This window comes from Flavobacterium zhoui (assembly GCF_042787235.1).
GTDB classification, from domain to species: Bacteria; Bacteroidota; Bacteroidia; order Flavobacteriales; family Flavobacteriaceae; genus Flavobacterium; species Flavobacterium zhoui.
The window spans coordinates 22,391-34,562 of sequence record NZ_JBHZPY010000011.1; the positions used below are offsets into that span (position 1 = coordinate 22,391).

25 protein-coding genes are annotated in these 12,172 nt (G+C 35.4%); all 25 read right to left on the reverse strand.

The window, feature by feature from the left end; all coding sequences use genetic code 11:
• Nucleotides 1-97: 97 nt before the first annotated feature.
• Entirely contained in the window at nt 98-586 is a 489-nt protein-coding gene (rplQ, locus tag ACFX5F_RS12360; RefSeq protein WP_196849425.1) for a 50S ribosomal protein L17, read from the reverse strand.
• 31 nt (nt 587-617) lie between these two features.
• Nucleotides 618-1,610, reverse strand: coding sequence for a DNA-directed RNA polymerase subunit alpha (locus ACFX5F_RS12365; protein WP_073210391.1), 993 nt, complete (start codon nt 1,608-1,610; stop codon nt 618-620).
• Between the two features lie 21 nt (nt 1,611-1,631).
• Complete coding sequence (rpsD, locus tag ACFX5F_RS12370; RefSeq protein ID WP_073210389.1) at nt 1,632-2,237, reverse strand: 30S ribosomal protein S4; 606 nt, start codon at nt 2,235-2,237, stop codon at nt 1,632-1,634.
• Between the two features lie 91 nt (nt 2,238-2,328).
• Nucleotides 2,329-2,712, reverse strand: a complete 384-nt coding sequence (gene rpsK / locus ACFX5F_RS12375) for a 30S ribosomal protein S11 (RefSeq protein WP_024981527.1) — start codon at nt 2,710-2,712, stop codon at nt 2,329-2,331.
• Nucleotides 2,713-2,720: 8 nt separating this feature from the next.
• Complete coding sequence (rpsM, locus tag ACFX5F_RS12380; protein WP_073210387.1) at nt 2,721-3,095, reverse strand: 30S ribosomal protein S13; 375 nt, start codon at nt 3,093-3,095, stop codon at nt 2,721-2,723.
• A gap of 2 nt (nt 3,096-3,097) precedes the next feature.
• Nucleotides 3,098-3,214, reverse strand: a complete 117-nt coding sequence (gene ykgO, locus ACFX5F_RS12385; protein WP_008992256.1) for a type B 50S ribosomal protein L36 — start codon at nt 3,212-3,214, stop codon at nt 3,098-3,100.
• 12 nt (nt 3,215-3,226) lie between these two features.
• Nucleotides 3,227-3,442 (reverse strand): translation initiation factor IF-1, encoded by a 216-nt coding sequence (infA, locus tag ACFX5F_RS12390; RefSeq protein WP_007136545.1) that lies wholly within the window; start codon nt 3,440-3,442, stop codon nt 3,227-3,229.
• 3 nt (nt 3,443-3,445) lie between these two features.
• On the reverse strand, nt 3,446-4,792 hold the full coding sequence (gene secY / locus ACFX5F_RS12395) for a preprotein translocase subunit SecY (protein ID WP_073210384.1): 1,347 nt from the start codon (nt 4,790-4,792) through the stop codon (nt 3,446-3,448).
• Between the two features lie 13 nt (nt 4,793-4,805).
• Nucleotides 4,806-5,258, reverse strand: coding sequence for a 50S ribosomal protein L15 (rplO, locus tag ACFX5F_RS12400; protein ID WP_066081007.1), 453 nt, complete (start codon nt 5,256-5,258; stop codon nt 4,806-4,808).
• An 11-nt stretch (nt 5,259-5,269) separates the two neighbouring features.
• Nucleotides 5,270-5,452, reverse strand: coding sequence for a 50S ribosomal protein L30 (gene rpmD / locus ACFX5F_RS12405; RefSeq protein WP_073210382.1), 183 nt, complete (start codon nt 5,450-5,452; stop codon nt 5,270-5,272).
• A 12-nt stretch (nt 5,453-5,464) separates the two neighbouring features.
• Complete coding sequence (rpsE, locus tag ACFX5F_RS12410) at nt 5,465-5,992, reverse strand: 30S ribosomal protein S5 (RefSeq protein ID WP_073210380.1); 528 nt, start codon at nt 5,990-5,992, stop codon at nt 5,465-5,467.
• 6 nt (nt 5,993-5,998) lie between these two features.
• Nucleotides 5,999-6,349, reverse strand: a complete 351-nt coding sequence (rplR, locus tag ACFX5F_RS12415; protein ID WP_073210377.1) for a 50S ribosomal protein L18 — start codon at nt 6,347-6,349, stop codon at nt 5,999-6,001.
• Between the two features lie 11 nt (nt 6,350-6,360).
• Nucleotides 6,361-6,903: a 50S ribosomal protein L6 gene (gene rplF, locus ACFX5F_RS12420; RefSeq protein WP_073210375.1), complete on the reverse strand. Its 543-nt coding sequence runs from the start codon at nt 6,901-6,903 to the stop codon at nt 6,361-6,363.
• A gap of 17 nt (nt 6,904-6,920) precedes the next feature.
• Nucleotides 6,921-7,319, reverse strand: a complete 399-nt coding sequence (rpsH, locus tag ACFX5F_RS12425; protein ID WP_066081018.1) for a 30S ribosomal protein S8 — start codon at nt 7,317-7,319, stop codon at nt 6,921-6,923.
• Between the two features lie 103 nt (nt 7,320-7,422).
• Nucleotides 7,423-7,692 carry a 30S ribosomal protein S14 gene (gene rpsN / locus ACFX5F_RS12430; protein ID WP_007136553.1) on the reverse strand — a complete coding sequence of 90 codons (270 nt, stop codon included), beginning with the start codon at nt 7,690-7,692 and terminating at the stop codon, nt 7,423-7,425.
• A gap of 3 nt (nt 7,693-7,695) precedes the next feature.
• Nucleotides 7,696-8,247 carry a 50S ribosomal protein L5 gene (gene rplE, locus ACFX5F_RS12435; RefSeq protein ID WP_379852344.1) on the reverse strand — a complete coding sequence of 184 codons (552 nt, stop codon included), beginning with the start codon at nt 8,245-8,247 and terminating at the stop codon, nt 7,696-7,698.
• A 2-nt stretch (nt 8,248-8,249) separates the two neighbouring features.
• Nucleotides 8,250-8,564, reverse strand: a complete 315-nt coding sequence (gene rplX / locus ACFX5F_RS12440; protein WP_035668111.1) for a 50S ribosomal protein L24 — start codon at nt 8,562-8,564, stop codon at nt 8,250-8,252.
• Between the two features lie 12 nt (nt 8,565-8,576).
• Nucleotides 8,577-8,945 carry a 50S ribosomal protein L14 gene (gene rplN / locus ACFX5F_RS12445; RefSeq protein WP_026717863.1) on the reverse strand — a complete coding sequence of 123 codons (369 nt, stop codon included), beginning with the start codon at nt 8,943-8,945 and terminating at the stop codon, nt 8,577-8,579.
• Nucleotides 8,946-8,947: 2 nt separating this feature from the next.
• On the reverse strand, nt 8,948-9,208 hold the full coding sequence (rpsQ, locus tag ACFX5F_RS12450) for a 30S ribosomal protein S17 (protein WP_073210370.1): 261 nt from the start codon (nt 9,206-9,208) through the stop codon (nt 8,948-8,950).
• Between the two features lie 17 nt (nt 9,209-9,225).
• Nucleotides 9,226-9,417 (reverse strand): 50S ribosomal protein L29, encoded by a 192-nt coding sequence (rpmC, locus tag ACFX5F_RS12455; RefSeq protein ID WP_047774317.1) that lies wholly within the window; start codon nt 9,415-9,417, stop codon nt 9,226-9,228.
• A 13-nt stretch (nt 9,418-9,430) separates the two neighbouring features.
• Nucleotides 9,431-9,856, reverse strand: coding sequence for a 50S ribosomal protein L16 (gene rplP, locus ACFX5F_RS12460; RefSeq protein ID WP_007803637.1), 426 nt, complete (start codon nt 9,854-9,856; stop codon nt 9,431-9,433).
• Between the two features lie 19 nt (nt 9,857-9,875).
• A complete protein-coding gene (gene rpsC / locus ACFX5F_RS12465; RefSeq protein WP_073210367.1) occupies nt 9,876-10,637 on the reverse strand; it encodes a 30S ribosomal protein S3 in 762 nt (253 codons plus the stop codon).
• A 6-nt stretch (nt 10,638-10,643) separates the two neighbouring features.
• A complete protein-coding gene (gene rplV / locus ACFX5F_RS12470; RefSeq protein ID WP_007136561.1) occupies nt 10,644-11,054 on the reverse strand; it encodes a 50S ribosomal protein L22 in 411 nt (136 codons plus the stop codon).
• A gap of 6 nt (nt 11,055-11,060) precedes the next feature.
• A complete protein-coding gene (gene rpsS, locus ACFX5F_RS12475) occupies nt 11,061-11,339 on the reverse strand; it encodes a 30S ribosomal protein S19 (protein ID WP_007136562.1) in 279 nt (92 codons plus the stop codon).
• Nucleotides 11,340-11,345: 6 nt separating this feature from the next.
• Nucleotides 11,346-12,170 (reverse strand): 50S ribosomal protein L2, encoded by an 825-nt coding sequence (rplB, locus tag ACFX5F_RS12480; RefSeq protein ID WP_035668122.1) that lies wholly within the window; start codon nt 12,168-12,170, stop codon nt 11,346-11,348.
• Between the last annotated feature and the right edge of the window lie 2 nt (nt 12,171-12,172).

Sequence of the window (12,172 nt, forward strand, 5' to 3'; positions counted from 1 at the left end):
TTAAAAACTCGAAAAGTTGTGCTCCGAAAAAATCAAAAAAAAAGGATAAACTATTAATAGCTTATCCTTGATTTTTATTGAATAATTATTTTCATAATTATTCAGCAGCGTCAGTTGTAGTTTCAGTTTCAGCAGCTGGAGCTTCAGTAGCCTCATCTGCTTTCTTTGCTTTTCCACCACGACGGCTTTTCGCTTTTTTAACTTCTTTTTTACCACCATTGTAAAGTTCATTGAAATCTACCAGTTCGATCATTGCCATATCAGCATTATCTCCTAAACGATTTCCAACTTTAATGATACGAGTGTATCCACCTGGACGGTCACCTACCTTAGCAGCTACGTCTCTGAACAAGTCAGTTACAGCATATTTGCTACGTAAGTAAGCAAAAACGATACGACGATTATGAGTCGTATCTTGTTTTGATTTTGTTATTAAAGGCTCAACGAATTGTTTAAGCGCTTTTGCTTTAGCGACAGTAGTGTTAATACGTTTGTGCTCGATAAGAGAACAAGCCATATTAGCTAACATAGATTTCCTATGTGCAGTCTGTCTGCTTAAGTGATTGAATTTTTTTCCGTGTCTCATTGCTATGTAAATTTAAACCTTCCGGCTTAGATTATTCTTTATCTAGTTTGTATTTTGCTAAATCCATACCGAAGTTCAAATTTTTAACTGCAACAAGTTCATCAAGTTCAGTTAAAGATTTTTTACCAAAATTACGGAATTTCATTAGGTCATTTTTATTGAACGATACTAAATCACCAAGTGTATCAACTTCAGCCGCTTTCAAACAATTTAATGCTCTTACAGATAAATCCATATCAACAAGCTTAGTTTTAAGCAATTGTCTCATATGTAATGACTCTTCATCATATGATTCTGTTTGTGCAATTTCGTCAGCCTCGAGTGTAATTCTTTCGTCAGAGAACAACATGAAATGGTGAATTAAAACTTTCGCAGCTTCAGTAAGTGCATCTTTTGGATTAATAGATCCATCAGTTTTTATTTCAAAAACTAATTTTTCATAATCTGTTTTTTGCTCTACACGGAAGTTTTCAATTGCGTACTTTACGTTTTTTACCGGAGTAAAAATAGAATCCGTAAAAATAGTTCCTATTGCAGCATTCTGTTTTTTGTTCTCTTCAGCAGGAACATATCCTCTACCTTTTTCGATTGTTAAATCGAAATTCAGTTTGATTTTACTATCTAAATTACAGATAACTAGTTCTGGATTCAAAACTTGGAAACCTGAAATGAATTTTTGAAAATCACCAGCTGTTAATTGATCTTTACCAGAAACAGAAATAGTAACTGCTTCATTATCTATATCTTCAATTTGACGTTTGAAACGAACTTGTTTTAGATTAAGGATAATTTCGGTAACATCTTCAACAACTCCTGGAATAGTAGAAAATTCATGATCTACACCTTCAATGCGAACAGATGTAATTGCATAACCTTCTAATGCTGAAAGCAAAACTCTTCTAAGTGCATTACCAACGGTCAATCCGTAACCAGGTTCTAAAGGTCTGAATTCAAATTTACCTTCAAAATCGGTTGAATCGATCATGATAACTTTATCGGGCTTCTGAAAATTAAATATTGCCATAAATTTCGACTAAGTCAATTATTATTTGTTGTACAACTCTACGATTAATTGTTCTTTAATGTTTTCTGGGATTTGAAGTCTCGCAGGTACAGAAACGAAAGTACCTTCTTTGATATCGTTATTCCAAGTAATCCATTCATAAACATGACTTGAATTAGATAAAGAACGTTCGATAGCCTCTAAAGATTTAGATTTTTCACGAACTGCAACTTTATCACCAGGTTTAAGGTGGTAAGAAGCAATATTTACAACATCACCGTTAACAGTAACGTGTCTGTGAGAAACAAGTTGTCTCGCACCTCTTCTAGAAGGAGCAATACCCATTCTAAAAACAACGTTATCTAATCTTGCTTCACATAATTGTAAAAGAACTTCACCAGTAACACCTTTAGTAGCTGATGCTTTTTTGAATAAACCTCTGAATTGTTTTTCTAAAATTCCGTAAGAATATTTAGCTTTTTGCTTTTCCATTAACTGGATAGCAAATTCAGATTTTTTACCTCTTTTTTTAGCCATCCCGTGTTGTCCGGGTGGATAATTTCTTTTTTCGAAAGCTTTATCGTCTCCGAAGATTGCTTCGCCGAATTTACGGGCGATTCTTGTACTTGGACCAGTATATCTTGCCATTTTAAATTGTTTAAGATAGAGATTATGAATTCAGGTCTTGTCCTTCGATAATCGTTATTCTATCTAGGTTATACTAAAAATATTTTGAGTATTAAACTCTACGTCTTTTAGGAGGACGACATCCATTATGAGGCATTGGAGTAACATCGATAATCTCTGTAACTTCAATACCACCATTATGCAAAGAACGAATTGCAGACTCACGCCCGTTTCCTGGTCCTTTTACATAAACCTTTACTTTTTTAAGTCCTGCCTCAAGAGCTACTTTACTACAATCTTCTGCTGCCATTTGGGCCGCGTATGGAGTGTTCTTTTTAGAACCTCTAAAACCCATTTTACCAGCTGAAGACCAAGAAATAACTTCACCTTTTTTGTTTGTCAAAGAAATGATGATGTTATTGAAGGTAGCAGAAATATGAGCCTCTCCCGTTGATTCAACGATAACTTTACGTTTTTTTGCAGTTGCTTTAGCCATATTACTTATTATTTAGTTGCTTTTTTCTTGTTAGCAACAGTTTTTCTTTTACCTTTTCTTGTTCTAGAGTTGTTTTTAGTTCTTTGTCCTCTTAAAGGAAGACCAGTTCTATGACGGATACCTCTATAACAACCAATATCCATTAAACGCTTGATGTTTAAAGAAACCTCAGAACGTAATTCTCCTTCAATTTTAAATGCTGATACTGCTTCACGAATTGCTCCGATCTCGTCATCATTCCAATCTTGAACTTTTTTATCTTGGCTAACTTGAGCTTTTTCTAAAATCTCAATAGCTCTACTATTTCCTAATCCGAAGATGTAGGTAAGTGCTATAACACCTCTCTTATTTTTTGGGATATCTACCCCTGCTATTCTTGCCATAATTATCCTTGTCTTTGTTTAAATCTAGGATTCTTTTTGTTTATTACGTACAATCTCCCTTTTCTTCGCACAATTTTGCACTCGGGACTTCTCTTTTTTACTGAAGCTCTAACTTTCATTTTGAATATCCTTTAATATCTATAAGTAATTCTTGCTTTTGACAAATCGTAAGGGCTCATTTCTAGTTTCACTTTATCACCAGGTAATAATTTGATGTAATGCATACGCATTTTTCCAGATATGTGGGCGATTACAATATGTCCATTCTCTAACTCTACACGGAACATTGCATTTGATAATGCTTCAATGATTGATCCGTCTTGTTCTATTGCTGATTGTTTTGCCATAAGTTAAGCTACTGCTTTTCTATTTTTACCACTTTTCATTAAACCATCATAATGTTTGTTTAACAAGTATGAATTAATTTGTTGAATTGTATCTATGGCAACACCAACCATAATTATTAATGAAGTACCTCCAAAAAACATTGCCCAAGATTGCTGAACATCCATCAGACTCACAACAATTGCTGGGAACACAGCTATCAAAGCAAGAAATAAAGATCCTGGAAAAGTTATTAAAGACATCACTTTGTCAAGATAATCAGAAGTTTCAACTCCAGGTCTAACACCAGGAATAAAACCACCACTTCTCTTTAAATCATCAGACATTTTGTTAGTAGGAACTGTAATTGCAGTATAAAAGAAAGTAAATACAACTATCAAAGTTGCAAATACAAAATTATACCAGAATCCGAACATATTACTAAAAGCGCCAACAATTGATTGTGATGCATCTGATTTTGATAAACCCGCCACTGCAGCTGGAATAAACATAATAGCCTGAGCAAATATAATAGGCATAACACCCGAAGCATTAAGCTTCAATGGAATCCATTGTCTATTTCCACCCATTAAATCTTGTTCGTAATCACCTGAAGTTGTACGACGAGCATACTGAACCGGTATTTTTCTGATTGCCATTACGAGCAATACACAAGCAATAATAACTAAAAGCCAAATAATAATTTCGATAACCAATAACATTGGTCCACCGTTATTGTTAGTAACTCTAGTTGTGAACTCCTGCATAAAAGCTTGAGGCAATCTCGCCAAGATACCAACCATAATCAATAATGATATTCCGTTTCCAATACCTTTATCAGTAATTTTTTCTCCTAACCACATGGCAAATATTGTCCCTGTAACTAGAATCACTACTGAAGAAAATAAAAATTCAAATGAATTAAATCCTAACAAAAAAGCACTACTAGGTAAGGTTCTGTACAAATTATAAATGTACGTTGGACCTTGAACTAAAGTAATACCAATTGTTAACCAACGGGTAATTTGATTAATCTTCTTTCTGCCACTTTCTCCATCACTTTGAAGCTTTTGCAAATACGGAATCGCAATTCCCATCAACTGAACAACAATAGATGCAGAAATATATGGCATTATCCCTAAAGCAAAAACTGAAGCTTTAGAGAAAGCACCTCCGGTAAACATATCTAAAATAGATCCAATACCATTTTTGGTTTGACCAGCTAAACTGTTTAATTGAGTTGCATCAATTCCAGGAAGTGTAACGTGTGCCCCAAAACGATAAACTAAAAGAAGTCCTAACGTGATTAAGATTCTATTTTTTAACTCCTCGATTTTCCAAACATTACTTATTGATTCAATAAATTTCTTCATACTAATTGAAAAATTACATGGTTACGGCTTCTCCACCAGCAGCTTCAATCGCAGCTTTTGCAGTAGCAGTAAATTTGTGAGCGGTTACTTTTAATTTTGCAGTCAATTCACCTCTACCTAAAATCTTAACGATTTCATTTTTGGTAGCCAAACGATTAGCAACATAAACTGTCATATCAACAGTATCTTTAATCACACCATTGTCAACCAATAATTGAAGTGTGTCTAGATTAACACCTTCGTAATCTTTACGATTGATGTTTGTAAAACCGAACTTAGGTACACGTCTTTGAAGTGGCATTTGCCCACCCTCAAAACCAATTTTTTTAGAATAACCAGAACGAGATTTTGCTCCTTTGTGACCTCTTGCAGAAGTACCACCTTTTCCAGAACCTTCTCCTCTACCTAATCTTTTATTTTGATTGTGTGTAGAACCTTCAGCAGGTTGTAAATTACTTAAATTCATAACAGTATTTGTTATTTAGTTTCTTCAACAGAAACTAAGTGTTTAACTTTATTTATCATCCCAAGGATTGTAGGATTTGAATCATGCTCTACAATTTGTCCCATTTTACGTAGACCTAAAGCTTCCAAACCTCTTTTTTGAGTAAGAGGGCAGTTGATTTTGCTTCTAACTTGTTTTACTAATAATTTAGCCATAATTTCCTTGAATTAACCTTTAAAAACTTTTTCTAAAGAAACACCTCTTTGTTTTGCAACAGTATAAGCGCTTCTCATTTGTAGTAAAGCATCAAAAGTTGCTTTCACTACGTTGTGAGGATTTGAAGATCCTTGAGATTTAGATAACACATCATGAATACCTACTGATTCAAGAACTGAACGAACAGCTCCACCAGCAATAACTCCTGTACCATGAGAGGCAGGAATTAAAAATACACGTGCACCACCAAATTTACCTTTTTGTTCGTGAGGAACTGATTTACCATTCAAAGGAATCTTTACTAAATTCTTCTTTGCATCTTCCACTGCTTTCGCAATTGCTTCAGAAACATCTTTAGATTTTCCTAATCCGTGACCAACAACTCCGTTTTCATCACCTACAACTACAATAGCAGAAAAACCAAAAGCTCTACCACCCTTTGTAACCTTAGTAACACGATTAACACTTACCAAACGATCTTTTAATTCAAGACCACTTGGTTTTACTAGCTCTACATTCTTGTATTTACTATTAGACATACTATATTAGAATTTAAGTCCAGCCGCTCTCGCGCCTTCCGCTAATGATTTAATACGACCGTGATATAAATAACCTCCTCTATCGAAAGTTACTACCTCTATCCCAGCTTTTATCGCTTTTTCAGCAACTAGTTTTCCAACTGCTGTAGCAACTTCAATGTTCGTACCGTTACCTATTTCTTTTTCTCTTGAAGAAGCCGCCAATATAGTAACACCGTTTACGTCATCAATAAGTTGAGCGTAAATTTCTTTGTTACTTCTAAATACAGAAAGTCTTGGATTAGTAGCAGTACCACTGATCGTTTTTCTAATTCTGAATCTAATTCGTTGTCTTCTTTCAGGTTTTGTTAATGACATAATCTTATTTTTTAAGCTGATTTACCTGCTTTTCTTCTTAATACTTCCCCTACATACTTAACACCTTTCCCTTTGTACGGCTCTGGCTTACGGAAACCTCTGATTTTCGCAGCTACCTGACCTAAAAGTTGTTTGTCTATCGATGTTAATTTCACAATTGGGTTTTTACCTTTTTCAGATATCGTCTCCAAAACAACTTCTGAAGCAATTTCTAAAACTATATTGTGAGAATAACCAAGTGCTAAATCTAATTTTTGTCCTTGATTTGAAGCTCTATAACCAACTCCAACCAATTCTAATGATTTAGTAAAACCATCTGTTACACCGATAATCATGTTATTGATTAAAGATCTGTACAAACCGTGTTTTGCTCTTTGGTCTTTGTGATCAGACGATCGCTCTACTTGAACTTGACCGTCTTCAACTGTAACAGTAACGTCCGAAAACTCCTGAGTTAGTTGACCATTTTTTCCTTTTACAGTAATAATACCATTTGCAACTTCAACAGTTACACCAGCAGGGATTACAACCGGACTTTTACCTATTCTTGACATCTTATATAGTCTTTAAATTAGTATACGTAACAAATTACTTCACCACCTACGTTCAATTGCTTCGCTTTTTTTCCAGTCATCAACCCTTTTGAGGTAGATACGATAGCGATGCCTAATCCGTTAAGGATTCTAGGAATGGTAGAAGAACTTGAATATTTACGTAAACCTGGTTTACTAATTCTTTGGATATCTTTAATTACTGACTCTTTAGTATCTTTATCATACTTCAAAGCAATTTTGATTGAACCCTGAACAGCGTTGTCTTCAAATTTGTAACTCAAGATATAACCTTGATCAAATAAGATCTTTGTTATTTCTTTTTTTAGATTAGATGCAGGAATTTCGACAACTTTGTGGTTTGCAGCCACTGCGTTACGAACTCTTGTCAAATAATCGGCAATAGGATCTGTATACATGTGTATTAATTTGCGGTTTTGGTTTTCAATTAAACATAATCGAACCTGAAACCAGTTTATAAATGTGAAAAACAGACGTAATTACTCACGTCTGAATATTTTTCTACCAAGATGCCTTTTTAACACCTGGTATCAATCCGTTATTTGCCATTTCACGAAATGTAACACGTGAAAGACCGAATTGACGCATATACCCTCTTGGTCTACCTGTTAATTTACAACGATTGTGCAAACGAACTGGCGAAGCATTTTTTGGTAACTTTTGCAAACCTACGAAATCTCCAGCTTCTAACAAAGCTTTTCTTTTCTCAGCATACTTTGCTACCGTTTTTTCTCTTTTAACCTCGCGGGCTTTCATTGATTCTTTAGCCATGTCTTAATTCTTTTTAAAAGGTAATCCTAATTCTGTCAATAGAGACTTTGCTTCTTTATCTGTTTTTGCAGTAGTTACAAAAGAGATATCCATACCTGAAATTTTGTTTACTTTGTCAATATCAATTTCTGGGAAAATGATTTGTTCCAAAACTCCAAGGTTGTAATTTCCTCTTCCGTCAAAACCAGTAGCTTTAATACCACCGAAATCTCTTACACGTGGTAAAGCTGAAGTAATAAGTCTATCTAAAAACTCATACATTCTTTCTCCACGCAAAGTAACTTTTGCTCCAATAGGCATCCCTTTTCTCAATTTGAATGACGCAACGTCTTTCTTTGAAATAGTAGATACTGCTTTCTGTCCAGTGATCTTTGTCAACTCATCAACTGCATAGTCAATAAGTTTTTTATCAGATACAGCTGCACCAACTCCTTTACTTAAAACGATTTTGTCCAATTTTGGAACCTGCATTACGTTTACGTATCCGAATTCCTCTTTAAGAGCAGCAATTACTCTGCTCTTATATTCTTCTTTTAGTCTAGGTATATATGCCATTACTATAGTACTTGATTAGATTTTTTTGAAAATCTTACTTTCTTATCTCCTTCAACTCTAATACCAACTCTAGTTGTTTCCTTAGTTTTAGGATCAATTAGAGAGATGTTAGATATTTGTATAGAAGCTTCTTTCTTCACGATACCACCTTGAGGGCTTTTTGCACTAGGTTTCGTGTGTTTTGAAACCATATTTACACCTTCAACAATCGCTTTGTTTTTCTCACGGTAAACACGTAATACTTTACCTTCAGCACCTTTATGGTCTCCAGCAATTACTCTTACGATGTCACCTGATTTTATTTTTAGCTTTATCATCTTAAAAACGAATTAAAGCACTTCTGGTGCTAATGATACAATTTTCATGAATTGTTTTTCACGAAGTTCTCTTGCTACCGGACCAAAAACACGAGTTCCTCTCATTTCACCAGCAGCATTCAATAACACACATGCGTTGTCATCAAATCTAATGTATGAACCATCGGCTCTTCTTACTTCTTTCTTGGTACGTACAACAACTGCAGTTGAAACAGCTCCTTTTTTAACGCTTCCGTTAGGAGCAGTATCTTTGATAGAAACTACAATCTTGTCACCAACAGAGGCATACCTTCTTTTGGTACCTCCTAAAACACGGATAGTTAAAACTTCCTTTGCTCCAGTGTTATCTGCTACTTTTAGTCTTGATTCTTGTTGTACCATAATTATTTAGCTCTTTCTAGGATTTCAACTAACCTCCAACATTTAGTTTTACTTAAAGGACGCGTTTCGCTAATCCTTACAGTATCTCCAATGTTACAGTCGTTCTTTTCGTCGTGTGCGTGATACTTTTTAGTTTTCAACACGAACTTACCGTATAATGGGTGTTTTACTTTTCTTACTTCTGCAACAACAATAGATTTATCCATTTTGTCCGAAGTAACAACACCAACTCTTTCTTTTCTTAAATTTCTTTTTTCTTCCATCTTTCAGCAGAATACAGTTATTGTAACTCTCTTTTAGTAAGTTCTGTAGCTAATCTAGCAACTGTTCTTCTTACACTTCTAATTTGAAGTGGGTTCTCAATTGGCGAAATAGCGTGAGCCATTTTTAGATCAGCATATGTTTTCTTAGTCTGGCTAAGCTTTTCTTGCAACTCCGCTGCAGAAAGATCTTTTATTTCTGATTGTTTCATAATATAATATAGATTATGCTTCGAAATCTCTAGCAACGACGAATTTAGTTTTTACTGGAAGCTTTTGTGCCGCAAGACGTAACGCCTCTTTTGCAACTGACAAAGGTACTCCTCCAACTTCAAACATAATTCTTCCGGGTTTAACAACGGCAGCCCAATACTCAACTGCACCTTTACCTTTACCCATACGTACCTCAAGAGGTTTCTTAGTGATAGGTTTGTCTGGAAATATTTTGATCCATAATTGTCCTTCTCTTTTCATAAAACGAGTTGCAGCAATACGCGCAGCTTCGATTTGACGAGAGGTTAAGAACATTCCATCTTCATGTACAGATTTAATACCAAACATTCCATTAGAAAGTTCATGTCCTCTTTGAGAATTTCCTTTCATTTTACCTTTTTGTACCTTACGGTATTTTGTTCTTTTAGGCTGTAACATTTTTCTTTAGTTTAAAAATTTACTTTCGTTTACGAGCGTCTGGTTTTCCACCTTTATTAAAAGGTTTTCTATCTCCTCTAGGAGAATCGCCACCTTTACCACCACCAGTTCCAGATTGTTTTTTATCCATTCCTGCAAGCGGAGAAAGATCTCTCTTTCCATAAACTTCACCTTTCATGATCCACACTTTGATACCCATTCTACCATAAGTAGTATGTGCTTCAGCAAGTGCATAGTCAATATCAGCTCTGAAAGTTGATAGAGGAACTCTACCTTCTTTGAAACCTTCTGAACGAGCCATCTCTGCACCATTCAAACGACCAGAAATCAAAACTTTGATACCTTCTGCGTTCATACGCATAGAAGCAGCAATAGCCATTTTGATTGCACGTCTGTAAGAAATTCTGCTTTCAATTTGACGACAGATGCTTGTAGCAACTAGATACGCGTCAAGTTCAGGTCTTTTTATTTCAAAGATGTTGATTTGAACCTCTTTGTCAGTAATTTTCTTAAGTTCTTCTTTTAACTTGTCTACCTCTTGTCCACCTTTCCCGATAATGATACCTGGTCTTGCAGTAGTGATAGTAACGGTTACAAGTTTTAAAGTTCTCTCGATGATTACTTTTGATACACTAGCTTTTGATAAACGAGCATGGATATACTTTCTGATTTTGTGATCTTCGGCAAGTTTATCACCGTAATCATTTCCACCATACCAGTTTGAGTCCCATCCTCTGATGATACCAAGTCTATTTCCAATTGGATTTGTCTTTTGTCCCATCTTGTATTAAATTGCTTGTGTGTTATTAATAGATCCAAGCACGATTGTTACGTGATTAGAACGTTTTCTTATTCTGTGCGCACGACCTTGTGGAGCTGGACGAAGTCTTTTCAACATCATTCCACCATCTACTGTAATCGTTTTAACAAATAAACCTGCTTCTTCCATATTAGCGTCAGGGTTTTTTGCTTGCCAGTTGGCAATAACAGATAAAACCAATTTCTCTAATTTTCTTGAAGCTTCTTTAGAACTGAATCTTAAGATGTTTAGTGCTCTTTCTACCTTCTGACCTCTTACCAAGTCCGCTACTAAGCGCATTTTTCTAGGTGAAGTAGGGCAGTTATTCAATTTTGCGAAAGCAATAGACTTATTAGCCTCTTTTCTCGCATCTGCTGTTTCTCTTTTACGAACTCCCATTGCTTCTTATTTTTTACCTTTATTTTTTGCTCCAGCATGACCTCTAAAAGATCTAGTTGGTGAAAATTCTCCTAATTTGTGACCTACCATGTTTTCTGTAACGTAAACTGGTACAAATTGACGACCGTTATGAACTGCGATAGTTTGTCCAACAAAGTCTGGAGTAATCATAGAAGCTCTAGACCATGTCTTAACCACTCCTTTATTTCCACCTGCAATGTTTTCTTGAACTTTCTTGTCTAACTTATAATGAACGAAAGGTCCTTTTTTTAATGAACGTGCCATATCTTATTATTTCTTTCTACGTTCTACGATATACTTGTTACTCGGGTTTTTCTTAGAACGAGTTCTATAACCTTTAGCTGGTATTCCATTTCTTGAACGTGGATGTCCACCAGAAGAACGTCCTTCACCACCACCCATTGGGTGATCGACAGGGTTCATTGCAACAGGTCTTGTTCTAGGTCTTCTTCCTAACCATCTTGTTCTACCAGCTTTTCCTGATACAACTAATTGGTGGTCTGAATTAGAAACCGCTCCAATTGTAGCCGAACAAGTCAACAAGATTAATCTTGTTTCTCCAGAAGGCATTTTAATTGTAGCATATTTTCCATCTCTTGCCATTAATTGAGCAAATGTTCCAGCAGAACGAGCGATTACCGCCCCTTGACCTGGTCTCAATTCGATACAAGAAATCACAGTTCCAAGTGGAACTCTACTTAAAGGTAATGTATTACCAATTTCAGGTTGAGATTCAGGACCAGAAACTAATTTCTGACCAACTTTCAATCCGTTTTGAGCAATAACATACGTTTTCTCACCATCAGCATAAGCTAACAATGCGATAAATGCAGTACGATTTGGATCATATTCGATCGATTTCACTGTAGCAGGAATTCCTTCTTTGGTACGTTTGAAATCAATAATACGATATCTCTGCTTGTGACCACCACCCGTATAACGCATGGTCATCTTTCCTTGACTATTTCTACCACCAGAGTTTTTTATCGGCGCTATCAAAGAGCGTTCCGGCTTATCAGTTGTAATGGCGTCATAACCATTCACAACTCTAAATCGCTGACCTGGGGTAATAGGTTTTAATTTTCTTACTGACATTT

What these genes read in the sequence shown, in the direction of transcription:
- secY (WP_073210384.1), bottom strand. Translation starts at nt 4,792, where the DNA reads ATGAAGAAATTTATTGAATCAATAAGTAATGTTTGGAAAATCGAGGAG.
- ACFX5F_RS12365 (WP_073210391.1), bottom strand. Translation starts at nt 1,610, where the DNA reads ATGGCAATATTTAATTTTCAGAAGCCCGATAAAGTTATCATGATCGAT.
- rplX (WP_035668111.1), bottom strand. Translation starts at nt 8,564, where the DNA reads ATGATAAAGCTAAAAATAAAATCAGGTGACATCGTAAGAGTAATTGCT.
- rpsE (WP_073210380.1), bottom strand. Translation starts at nt 5,992, where the DNA reads ATGTCTAATAGTAAATACAAGAATGTAGAGCTAGTAAAACCAAGTGGT.
- infA (WP_007136545.1), bottom strand. Translation starts at nt 3,442, where the DNA reads ATGGCAAAACAATCAGCAATAGAACAAGACGGATCAATCATTGAAGCA.
- rpsN (WP_007136553.1), bottom strand. Translation starts at nt 7,692, where the DNA reads ATGGCTAAAGAATCAATGAAAGCCCGCGAGGTTAAAAGAGAAAAAACG.
- rplF (WP_073210375.1), bottom strand. Translation starts at nt 6,903, where the DNA reads ATGTCAAGAATAGGTAAAAGTCCGGTTGTAATCCCTGCTGGTGTAACT.
- rplO (WP_066081007.1), bottom strand. Translation starts at nt 5,258, where the DNA reads ATGAATTTAAGTAATTTACAACCTGCTGAAGGTTCTACACACAATCAA.
- ykgO (WP_008992256.1), bottom strand. Translation starts at nt 3,214, where the DNA reads ATGAAAGTTAGAGCTTCAGTAAAAAAGAGAAGTCCCGAGTGCAAAATT.
- rplE (WP_379852344.1), bottom strand. Translation starts at nt 8,247, where the DNA reads ATGGCATATATACCTAGACTAAAAGAAGAATATAAGAGCAGAGTAATT.
- rplQ (WP_196849425.1), bottom strand. Translation starts at nt 586, where the DNA reads ATGAGACACGGAAAAAAATTCAATCACTTAAGCAGACAGACTGCACAT.
- rplP (WP_007803637.1), bottom strand. Translation starts at nt 9,856, where the DNA reads ATGTTACAGCCTAAAAGAACAAAATACCGTAAGGTACAAAAAGGTAAA.
- rpsH (WP_066081018.1), bottom strand. Translation starts at nt 7,319, where the DNA reads ATGTATACAGATCCTATTGCCGATTATTTGACAAGAGTTCGTAACGCA.
- rplR (WP_073210377.1), bottom strand. Translation starts at nt 6,349, where the DNA reads ATGTCATTAACAAAACCTGAAAGAAGACAACGAATTAGATTCAGAATT.
- rpsK (WP_024981527.1), bottom strand. Translation starts at nt 2,712, where the DNA reads ATGGCTAAAGCAACTGCAAAAAAACGTAAAGTTATCGTTGAATCAACG.
- rpsS (WP_007136562.1), bottom strand. Translation starts at nt 11,339, where the DNA reads ATGGCACGTTCATTAAAAAAAGGACCTTTCGTTCATTATAAGTTAGAC.
- rpmD (WP_073210382.1), bottom strand. Translation starts at nt 5,452, where the DNA reads ATGGCTAAATTATTAGTAAAACAAGTTAGAAGCAAAATCAACTGCCCT.
- rpsD (WP_073210389.1), bottom strand. Translation starts at nt 2,237, where the DNA reads ATGGCAAGATATACTGGTCCAAGTACAAGAATCGCCCGTAAATTCGGC.
- rpmC (WP_047774317.1), bottom strand. Translation starts at nt 9,417, where the DNA reads ATGAAACAATCAGAAATAAAAGATCTTTCTGCAGCGGAGTTGCAAGAA.
- rplV (WP_007136561.1), bottom strand. Translation starts at nt 11,054, where the DNA reads ATGGGAGTTCGTAAAAGAGAAACAGCAGATGCGAGAAAAGAGGCTAAT.
- rpsM (WP_073210387.1), bottom strand. Translation starts at nt 3,095, where the DNA reads ATGGCAAGAATAGCAGGGGTAGATATCCCAAAAAATAAGAGAGGTGTT.
- rplN (WP_026717863.1), bottom strand. Translation starts at nt 8,945, where the DNA reads ATGGTACAACAAGAATCAAGACTAAAAGTAGCAGATAACACTGGAGCA.
- rpsQ (WP_073210370.1), bottom strand. Translation starts at nt 9,208, where the DNA reads ATGGAAGAAAAAAGAAATTTAAGAAAAGAAAGAGTTGGTGTTGTTACT.
- rplB (WP_035668122.1), bottom strand. Translation starts at nt 12,170, where the DNA reads ATGTCAGTAAGAAAATTAAAACCTATTACCCCAGGTCAGCGATTTAGA.
- rpsC (WP_073210367.1), bottom strand. Translation starts at nt 10,637, where the DNA reads ATGGGACAAAAGACAAATCCAATTGGAAATAGACTTGGTATCATCAGA.